The organism is Massilia sp. Root418 (assembly GCF_001425265.1).
Lineage (GTDB): Bacteria > Pseudomonadota > Gammaproteobacteria > Burkholderiales > Burkholderiaceae_D > Rugamonas.
Genome location: NZ_LMEC01000004.1, coordinates 85,748 through 92,609 on the forward strand (window position 1 = coordinate 85,748; position 6,862 = coordinate 92,609).

General features: G+C 64.5%; 6 protein-coding genes. All 6 read right to left on the reverse strand.

What is annotated here, in order from left to right:
- Positions 1-103: 103 nt before the first annotated feature.
- Entirely contained in the window at positions 104-1,204 is a 1,101-nt protein-coding gene (locus ASC94_RS07190) for a VanZ family protein (protein WP_056392751.1), read from the reverse strand.
- 36 nt (positions 1,205-1,240) lie between these two features.
- Entirely contained in the window at positions 1,241-1,966 is a 726-nt protein-coding gene (locus ASC94_RS07195) for an ABC-type transport auxiliary lipoprotein family protein (RefSeq protein ID WP_229417191.1), read from the reverse strand.
- Positions 1,967-1,980: 14 nt separating this feature from the next.
- Positions 1,981-2,922: an MlaD family protein gene (locus ASC94_RS07200; RefSeq protein ID WP_056392753.1), complete on the reverse strand. Its 942-nt coding sequence runs from the start codon at positions 2,920-2,922 to the stop codon at positions 1,981-1,983.
- 2 nt (positions 2,923-2,924) lie between these two features.
- Positions 2,925-3,791 carry an ABC transporter ATP-binding protein gene (locus tag ASC94_RS07205; protein WP_056392754.1) on the reverse strand — a complete coding sequence of 289 codons (867 nt, stop codon included), beginning with the start codon at positions 3,789-3,791 and terminating at the stop codon, positions 2,925-2,927.
- Positions 3,791-4,918 carry an ABC transporter permease gene (locus ASC94_RS07210; RefSeq protein WP_056392756.1) on the reverse strand — a complete coding sequence of 376 codons (1,128 nt, stop codon included), beginning with the start codon at positions 4,916-4,918 and terminating at the stop codon, positions 3,791-3,793. Before ASC94_RS07210 ends, ASC94_RS07205 begins: the two co-directional genes overlap by 1 nt.
- 186 nt (positions 4,919-5,104) lie before the next feature.
- Positions 5,105-6,583, reverse strand: a complete 1,479-nt coding sequence (locus tag ASC94_RS07215) for a B12-binding domain-containing radical SAM protein (RefSeq protein ID WP_056392758.1) — start codon at positions 6,581-6,583, stop codon at positions 5,105-5,107.
- Positions 6,584-6,862 lie beyond the last annotated feature (279 nt).

The window sequence follows — 6,862 nt, forward strand, 5'->3', positions numbered from 1 at the left end:
GTAGGGCCTCGCTTGTGTTTCCAGCCGCAATGATACCTCCCAATGGCGGGTTACGCTGCGCGGACCGTAGGGCGGGTTAGGAGCGCAGCGACGTAACCCGCCGTCACGGCCGGTTGAGCTTGTGTGACGGCAGCAGCAGGAACCACAGCGCGAAAAACGGCCACAGCAGCGACAGGAATTGCGCCGCGCCATTGAAGTTGAGGAACTTGCCCTGCACCCATCCTTGCAGCGTGGCCAGGAAGTAGGGATTGACCGGCGTCGTGTTCACAATAAGCAAGCTAAGCAGCAAAGTCAGCGCAGCCAGGCGGCGCTGCGCCAGCTGCGGCGCGAACGCCAGCCCGGCCAGCATGATGGCCCCGATCAGGAAGCCGCCCTGCGCCCCCGGCGTGATCCAGACGAATGCATTTTCCGGCGAGAACAGCAGCGCCGTCGCCAGCGACTTCACCACGATGGCCGCGCTCGCCAGCCCGATCAGCAGGCCGGCGCGCGGCGCGTGCTTGCGCATCAGGCACAGCAGGGTCAGGCCTGCCCCCACCATGCCGCAGGCGGTGATGATGGTTTCCGACAGCCAGTACTGTTCCACCGTCAGTTCCACGCCGGGCCGCACCAGCTCCACCAGGTCGATATTCGTGTCGAGCAGGCCGGACAGCCAATCCGACAGGATGGGCAGCAGCTGCCCGTGGCCGAACAAAAAGCCCTGCGGATAGATCTGTGCCAGCGGCCACAAGGCCATCAGCACCAGGCCCTGGCTGGTGTGCTGCACGAACCAGCGCTGGCGCAGCCGGTACAGATGGCTGCCGTCCAGCAGCTTGGTCACGGTCAGGGTGCCGAACAGCGCGCCCACGGCGGCGCCAGCGGCGTTGGTGTAAAAGTCCAGGTTGGACGACACACGGGTGGGCAGATAAGTCTGCACTGCTTCCATGATGCCGGACACCAGCACCCCGCACGCGGCGGCCGCCACGAAGGCCGCCACGCCGCGCAATCGCGGGTACAGCGCGTACACCACCAGCGCGCCGAAGGGCATATAGCCTACCACGTTGATGATGGCGTCGAACTTGGTCCAGTAGCGCGGCATGGACGTGTGTTCGAGGAAGATCAGCGGCGACAGGCCCTGGTTCAGCCAGCCGGAGAAGGGGAACCAGCTGGCGTAGATGATCAGCAGCAGATAGGCCAGCAGCGACGCCCGCGCCACCGGCGAGGGCATGCGGGGCTGGACCGTTGTTTCAGTGACGCTCACGCTTTACTGCGCTGGCTGCGACGCCTGCGATGGCTGCGCTGGCTGCGATACCTGCGGCATGGTCGCCAGCCAGGCCAGGATGTCGGCGGCAACCGCGTCGGTGGACGCTGCCAGCGCGCGCGCGCCGCCGGCAGCGTCTGCGCTGCGGGCTTCGGTACTGCGCGTGAAGGTCTGCTGGTCCAGCAGCTTGTGGTTGCGGAACAGCGAAGCGCGCAGCGACACCTGGCCGCTGCTGCGGGTCTGGCTGTCGAAGTTCTGCGAGAAGTCGTCCGCCTCCAGGCGCAGTATGGGCATGCCGACAGCGGCGTCGGTGGTGGCCAGCACTTTCACGCCGGCATGCGCCAGGCGCGCGCGCAGGCGCTGCGTCAGCAGCTGCAGCGGCGTCACGCTCCACGCGTTCTGCGAGTAGGGGCGGGCTTGCTGCGCGTCCGCGTACAGCAGGCGGTAATACATGCGGTTGCTGTCCAGCGAGGCGGGGCCGTTCACGTCCGCCACCACCAGTGCGGGCAGCGCAGCCACCGGTGCCGCCGGCGCGCCACCGGCAGACGGCGCGGGGGCGGCGGGCAGCGGCCCCAGGTCGTAGACGGTGCTGGTGACGCTTTTGGTGGCGCAGCCGGCAGCGGCGACCGCCAGCGCGGCGGCTGCGGCCAGGCGCGCCAGCCGGCTGAGATGGGAGCCGGGCATGCATTCGGCCGTGGCTTCGGGCATTGATTCTGGCTTGCTTTTCATGGTGCTCCTTCTTCTTATTTGGCGGCGGGCGGCGTGAAGCCGGCTTCGCCCGGCCCCGGCGTGCCGTCCGGCGCGCCGAACAGGATGCTTTGCGGCCTGTCGTTCAGGGTGTTCATGGTGCGGCGCACGGCGCGCATCGAGGAACGCGTTTCATCGGTCAGCGCGTTAATGTTCGGCAGCGTCTCCAGCTCCACGCCCCCGGCCACGGTCTCCAGCGACAGGCCCACGCGGTCCACGGTGCTGTTCAGGCGCGAAATGGCGCCGTTCGGCCCTTGCAGGCTGGCCGACAGTTTGGTGGCGTCGTCCGCCAGGCGGTTCACGGCTGCCAGGCTGCCCTGCGCCTGATCCACCAGCTTCGGCAGCTTGTCGAAGGTCGGGCCCAGCTGCGCGGGCAGGGCGCGGTATTCGCGCGCGGTTTCGCTCACGTCGGTGAAGGCGCCGAGGATGGCTTTCTGGTTGGCGGGGCTGAGCAGGGTACTCAGTTCGTCCGTGACCTTCTCCGCCTTGGACAGGATGGCCTTGCCGCGCTTCTCCAGCTGGTCGAACAGGCCGGGCTGCAGTGGGATGCGGGTTGGATTGTCCTTGTTGGTTGCCAGCCGTGGCGAACCCACCGACTCGTCGTCCAGCTGGATGTAGGCAATGCCGGTCACGCCCTGGTAGCCCAGGGTGGCGAAGGTGGTCTTGGTGATGGGCGTTTCCGGGTCCACGCTCAGGTGTACCAGGATCTGTCCCGCCACCTTGGCATCGAAATCGATGGCGTCCACCTTGCCCACCTCCAGGCCGCGGTAGCGCACTGCCGCCTGCGGGTTCAGGCCGGGCACCGACAGCGTGGTGGCGATCAGGTAGGGATTGCGCTCCACGCGGTCGCGGTTGAACCAGACGCCGAACAGCACCGCCGCGATCAGCAGCGATATCGTGAAGAAGCCTGTCATTAATGCGTGCGATCTGTTTTCCATGCCTACTCCTTGTTCTTGCTTGCTTCATTGCTTTCATCGAGCGCTTCCAGCGCGCGCTTGCCGCGGTCGCCGAGGAAGAACTCTTTGATGAAGGGATGATCCACCTTGATCACTTCGCGCGTCGGTGCGATGGCGATCACATGTTTTTCCGCCAGCACGGCGATGCGCGTGGACAGGGCGAACAGCGTGTCCAGGTCGTGTGTCACCATCACCACCGTCAGCCCCAGTTCGCGGTGCAGCGACTTGATCAGCTTCACGAAGCTCTCCGAGCGGTCCGGGTCCAGGCCGGCGGTGGGCTCGTCGAGGAACAGCAGCTTGGGCTCCAGCACCAGCGCGCGCGCCAGTGCCACCCGCTTGATCATGCCGCCGGACAGGTCGGACGGCATCTTGTTCGCGTGCTCCGGGCCCAGGTCCACCATGTTCATTTTCAGCAGCACCGCGTCGCGTATCAGGTCCTGCGGCAGCACGCGCAGCTCGCGCATCGGCTGGGCGATGTTCTCGAACACGGTCAGCGCCGAATACAGCGCGCCCTGCTGGAACAGCATGCCCCAGTGGTTGCGCAGCTGCTGCAAGTGCTCGGCGTTGGCCTCGCTGATATCTTCGCCGAAAATGCGCACGCAGCCCTTGCTCGGGCGCTCCAGGCCCAGCATCTGGCGCAGCAGCACGGTCTTGCCGGTGCCCGAACCGCCCACGATGGACAGGATCTCGCCCTGTTCTATCTCCAGGTTCAGGTCCTGGTGCACCACGGTGCGGCCGAATTTGGTCTGCAGGTTGGTGATCTGGACCACCGGCACGCTGCCGTCCAGCGTCAGCTTGCCTTCGCCGTCCGGACAGCCGCAGTTTTCATCGGCGGGCAGGTTCTCGTCCATCAGTAGCCCACCCCGTTAAAGACGATGGCGAACACCGCGTCCGCCAGGATCACCACCGTAATAGCCGTCACCACCGACGTGGTGGTGCCGCGTCCCAGGCTCTCCGTGTTGGGCTGGATGCGCAGGCCGAAATGGCAGGACACCAGCGCAATGAGCGTGCCGAACACCACGCCCTTGAGCAGGCCGATCAGGTAGTTCGCCAGCGGCACCGCGTCCGGAAGCTTCTGGATGAAGTAGCGTGAAGACAGGTTCAGTTCCACCTTGGCCGACACCATGCCGCCGATCAGCGCCATGGTGTCGGTCCAGATCACCAGCAGCGGCATGGAGATGGCCAGCGCGATCACCTTGGGCAGTATCAGGCGGAAGCCGTGCGATATGCCCATCACGAGCATGGCGTCCAGTTCCTCGGTCACCCGCATCACGCCCAGCTGCGCCGTGATGGACGACCCCGAGCGGCCCGCCACCAGGATCGCCGCCAGCAGCGGCCCGAGTTCGCGGATCACGCTCATGCCGAGCAGGTTGACCAGGTAGATGTCGCCGCCAAAGGTGCGCAGCTGCTGCGCCGACAGGAAAGACAGCACAACGCCGATCAGGAAGCCCACCAGCGCGGTGATGCCCAGTGCCTGGAAGCCCGCATGGTAGATATTGGCGGAAATCTCGCGCCACGGGCCGCGCATGGGGTTGCGCAGGAAACGCCAGGCGTCCTGGGTGACCTGGCCGATCAGGCGCACGAAGCCTGTGAGGTGCTCGCCGAAGCCCATGATGGCGAAGCCCAGCTTCATCACCGACGTCAGGCGGTGCTTGCGCGGGTGCTGGAGGTCCAGCGTCCCCGTGGTTTCCAGGCGCTTGAAGAATTCTTCGTGTTCGGGTGCTATTTGCAGGGATGCTGGGCGTTTCTTGCCCCAGGCATTCCATAAAAGCTGGGCGCCGATGTGGTCCATCGACTCGATGGCGCGCAAGTCCCACTGCGGGTTTTTGCTTTTGAGCTGTTTCAGCGCCGCCGTGATGGCGCGCATGGACTGGCGGTGCGCCAGCGCATGGACCTGCCAGGTACCGCTGGCCGTGACCGTAGCCCCTGGCGCGCTGCCGGAGCTGATGGAGAGGGTGGGCACAGGGTTAGTTGGCATGGCTCAAGTGTAAGTGACTTTCTATCACCGCGCCACCCGGTACGGTGGCGGATCTGGCGGGTTACGCTGCGCTAATCCGCCCTACGATGTGTCGTCCGTGGGCGGGGCGGATTACGCTGCACCCGGCTCACGATATGTCGTTCGTGGGCACGTAGGGCGGGTTAGGCGAAGCCGTAACCCGCCGTGCTATGCCGCCAGGTGACGCGCCTGCCGCTGCGGCGCCGGATGGTGCACATGCGCCGCCGGCTTGCCCTTGGCTGCAAAATCGCCCGCCAGCACCTGCGCCGCCGCATCCGCATCCATCCCCCCGTGCACCAGCCAGCGCTGCACCATGGCGGCCAGGCGGTCCAGAGCGATGCGGTGCGTGGCATCCGTGTTCGCGTACAGCCAATCCGAGAATGCCATGAAATTCTGGAACGGCATCTCTCCCAAAAGAGTCGGCAAGGTATGCGTAAAACGGCCCGAGTTGGCCACCAGGTCCCAATAACGGGCGAAGCGCACCAGGCGCTGCATGGTCTGGAAATCGATATGCTTGTTCGCCAGGATGGTGTACGGCGGATGCGGATCGAACACCAGTCCGAAAGGCTCCGTATGCCGGATGATGGGCGTGCCGCGCAGGCGCTTCAGGATGCCGAACTGGATCTCGTGCGGCCCCAGGGCCCACAGCTTGTTGAAGCCCTCGGCGAAACTCTCCACCGTCTCTCCCGGCAGGCCCGCGATCAGGTCCACGTGCATGTGCGCGGTGGAATGGTCGCACAGCCAGCGGATATTGTCGGCCGCCTTCTGGTTGTCCTGCTTGCGGCTCACCAGCGTCTGCACCTCCGGGTTGAAGCTCTGGATGCCGATCTCGAACTGCAGCGCGCCGTGCGGGAATTTGGCGATGCCTTCCTTCAGCGCATCCGGCAAATGGTCCGGCACCAGCTCGAAGTGGGCGTACACCGGGTCGTCCGGGTTCGCCTCCAGCTTATCCAGGAAGAACTGCATGATCTTCAGGCTGGTCTTGATATTCAGGTTGAAGGTGCGGTCCACGAACTTGAACAGCCGCGCCCCGCGCGCGTGCAGGCCCTCCATCTCCGCCAGGAACAGGTCGATATTGAACGGCCAGGCCGTCTTGTCCAGCGCCGACAGGCAGAACTCGCACTTGAACGGGCAGCCCCGCGAAGCCTCCACGTAAATGGTGCGGTTCTTGATGTCGTCGTCCGAATACAGTGAATAGGGCAGCTTCAGCTCCGCCATCGGCGGCTGGTGGCCGGCGTGCACTTTCATGATGGGTTTTGGGCCGTTCAGGATCTCGTTGCACACCTTGGGGAAAGTCACGTCGCCCCAGCCGGTGATCACATAGTCCGCCAGCCGCACAATCTCCTGCTCGTTCGTCTCGTACGACACCTCCGGCCCGCCCAGCACCACCACCACGTCCGGCGCCACGCGCTTTAGCATGCCCACCACCTTGTTGGTTTCCTCGACGTTCCATATATAGACGCCGAAACCGACAATGCGCGGCTTGTGCGCCAGAATGCGCTCCACGATTTCCGTGGTCTTCGCGCCGATCACGAATTCCTGGATTGTCGTCTGCGCCTGCAGCTCCCCCATGTTCGCAAGCAGGTAGCGCAAGCCCAGGGAAGCATGGGTGTAGCGCGCATTGAGGGTAGAGAGCAGGATAGTCATGGAAGGGGTGAAGAATAAGACGGCAAAGGAGCCATTTTACCCTTGCCAAGCCGTGGCGGCTTCTATATAGTTCTGCCTCCCGACGCACACAGTGTGTTGGGTGAAACAAACAGGGGTTGACGAGCTGCACGAAACATCGCATAATCTCGCTTCTCTGCTGCTGAACAAAACGCTTCAGCAAGTAACGCAGAATTCTTTAAAAATTAACAGTCGATAAGTGTGGGCGTTTGATGATGATGCCGGAGGCGCAAGCCTCTTAGCTCAAATTATTAAACGCTC

Coding starts and splice junctions, on each gene's coding strand:
- ASC94_RS07190 (WP_056392751.1), bottom strand. CDS start 1,204: ATGCCCTCGCCGGTGGCGCGGGCGTCGCTGCTGGCCTATCTGCTGCTG.
- ASC94_RS07195 (WP_229417191.1), bottom strand. CDS start 1,966: ATGAAAAGCAAGCCAGAATCAATGCCCGAAGCCACGGCCGAATGCATG.
- ASC94_RS07200 (WP_056392753.1), bottom strand. CDS start 2,922: ATGGAAAACAGATCGCACGCATTAATGACAGGCTTCTTCACGATATCG.
- ASC94_RS07205 (WP_056392754.1), bottom strand. CDS start 3,791: ATGGACGAGAACCTGCCCGCCGATGAAAACTGCGGCTGTCCGGACGGC.
- ASC94_RS07210 (WP_056392756.1), bottom strand. CDS start 4,918: ATGCCAACTAACCCTGTGCCCACCCTCTCCATCAGCTCCGGCAGCGCG.
- ASC94_RS07215 (WP_056392758.1), bottom strand. CDS start 6,583: ATGACTATCCTGCTCTCTACCCTCAATGCGCGCTACACCCATGCTTCC.